General features: G+C 47.4%; 2 protein-coding genes. Both read right to left on the bottom strand.

Translation table 11 applies throughout. The features are described from left to right. Positions 1 to 139: 139 nt before the first annotated feature. Positions 140 to 619 carry an efflux pump transcriptional repressor OqxR gene (oqxR, locus tag GA0061070_RS24300; protein ID WP_090139085.1) on the bottom strand — a complete coding sequence of 160 codons (480 nt, stop codon included), beginning with the start codon at positions 617 to 619 and terminating at the stop codon, positions 140 to 142. 317 nt (positions 620 to 936) lie between these two features. Beyond that, on the bottom strand, positions 937 to 1,419 hold the full coding sequence (locus GA0061070_RS24295) for a glutathione peroxidase (protein WP_090139083.1): 483 nt from the start codon (positions 1,417 to 1,419) through the stop codon (positions 937 to 939). Positions 1,420 to 2,239 lie beyond the last annotated feature (820 nt).

Genomic DNA, 2,239 nt, shown 5'->3' with positions numbered 1-2,239 from the left:
GGTTCTCTGAGCATGGCGGTCAGTCCGTTAATTGTACTGACCTTATTAGATCAAAGTCCTGACCTTACGGCCAGGACTTTGTCAGCAGTCTGAAACCGCCTTCATAGTGAAGGCGGTTTTTTTCGCGATAAGAAAATAATTAATGCGCTTTTTTATAACAGGCATCTATTTCAGGCAGCGGATCGCACCCGCTGGTATCGGCTTTTTTGACTTCTTCCAGCGCGCTTGCGACGGTATGTTGCGCTAATACCTCTAACGAAGCCTGCTCCGCTTCATTGGCGATAGATTTAAAGTACCAGCAAGTGTTGGCGCTGACCACGCAGCGCGCCGGAATATCAGGACGCGATGCCCACAGCTTTTTATCTTCTATAACGGAAAGATAGATATCGCGCAGGGTGATCTCTTCGGGTGGGCGACCAAGATGAATAGAGCCGTTGCGGCCAAGCGTTGAGACAATAATGCCGTCACGCGTGAGCGGAACCATTAATTTGCGGATAAAGCTCGGGTTAGCTTCCAGACCGTAGGCCAGAATCGCACTTGTCGAACGTTCACCCAATTGCTCCGCCATCGCTACGCTGAGAACCATCTGCAAAGCTGTCGGGAAGCGGTAATCTAACATTTCATTGTCCTGGGTTGCGGTGAATCTTGTTCTTTTTGGCACCGCAGAGGTGAGTAATCAAGGAGTAACAATATAACAAATACGGTAATTTTTTTGAAGCAGTCAGCGATTGAGTTGGCTCGTAAAAATGAGTTTCCAGCTCGCGTCGGATGTGAACAATGTATCAATCCGCACACTTTTTTAGTGATCGCAAATTCCATGTGCTGTTTGTCAAACGTAACTCTACTGTGATGTTGCCCAGACAACGAACGCATAAACGAAATGTTTAAATCAAACTGTTCACCAGGCCTTCTTTGAAGGGCGTGAATAACAAACACTTAGATTTTAAGTGCCGCAAGGATTACGGATTCCATTTTCTCCGGGGGAGTGAACGGTGCAAAACGCTTGAGCGGTTTACCGTCGCGTCCGATCAGGAACTTAGTGAAGTTCCACTTGATTCGCCCGCCCAGCACGCCAGGTAATTCATTTTTCAGATAACGAAATACCGGATGCGCTGCGGCTCCGTTGACCTCCACTTTCTCGAACATCGGAAAGCTCACACCGTAGTTGATATGACAGGTCTGCGCGATTTCGTCGGCCCCGCCGGGTTCCTGTTTACCGAACTGGTTGCAGGGGAAACCAAGCACCACTAAACCCTGGGGGGCGTATTTCTTATTGAGCGCTTCAAGGCCGGCGTATTGTGGCGTGAAGCCACAGAGGCTTGCGGTATTAACGACCACAACCACCTTACCCGCGTAGTCGGCCATAGAGATAAGCTGGCCACCCAGACTGATGGCTGTAAGTTGATAAAAGGTCGTCATATCGAAATCCTCAAAGCCGACATTGCCATGTAGCGCGTTACTGACGGGACTCAGGGCATGCGTCGTGGGGAGTAGATCCTGTTCCTGATGGCGAGGCAGGCCTGGAATCGTCTGCGATCATCTTTGCAAAGTCGAACGAAAAGAACAACAAACAGGCGACCTGTGGCTTGTGCAGCGGGGAGCAGGTCACTTACCTTCAACCGTCATAGCCATGATGAAGTACTTGCTGTTCAGCACTGGCAGATCTTCACGATGGAAGCGGGTTAACAACTCACATCCTATGAGCTGGCATGATGTTGTCATGATTGGTTCTGCTATGAAAGTTGCGGTAATCATCCATTATCATCTATTAATGCGATAGATAATTGATTGTTGATCGGTTTTATCTATTGCTGATAGATGTATCCTCACTGAATTTAAGAGAATATTTCATTGAATATGATAGCTTTTTAATTATTTTTGGTGATTTGTTCTGTTCATGCATCGATAGATCAGCTTGTTTATCATTGCAGGTTTATCACTGTTACGTAAGATTTGGATAGGGAGTGACACGGGAGGGATTCATAAGCTACAACTCGCTTATACTCAATAAACTTGAGGCTGATCGCTACATGGCGAATTTGCTGGATAGGAGCCTTGACGCTCTACAGCAGCAGGCCGTACAACAAGCTAAAAATATCTACTCCGGGGCGGAAAGGCTTTCGTGGTATAGCTCGTGCTTCATGGTGAATCGCCACGGGTTTAACAGACACCTCAGAGTCATTTAAGATGACTTAAAGAGAGGTGCCCATGAGCGGTAAACGTTATCCCGAAGAGTTTA

The sequence above is a fragment of the Kosakonia oryziphila genome, from assembly GCF_900094795.1.
GTDB classification, from domain to species: Bacteria; Pseudomonadota; Gammaproteobacteria; order Enterobacterales; family Enterobacteriaceae; genus Kosakonia; species Kosakonia oryziphila.
Note: the sequence above shows the minus strand (reverse complement) of the source record. Positions and strands in the feature narration are given on the sequence as shown.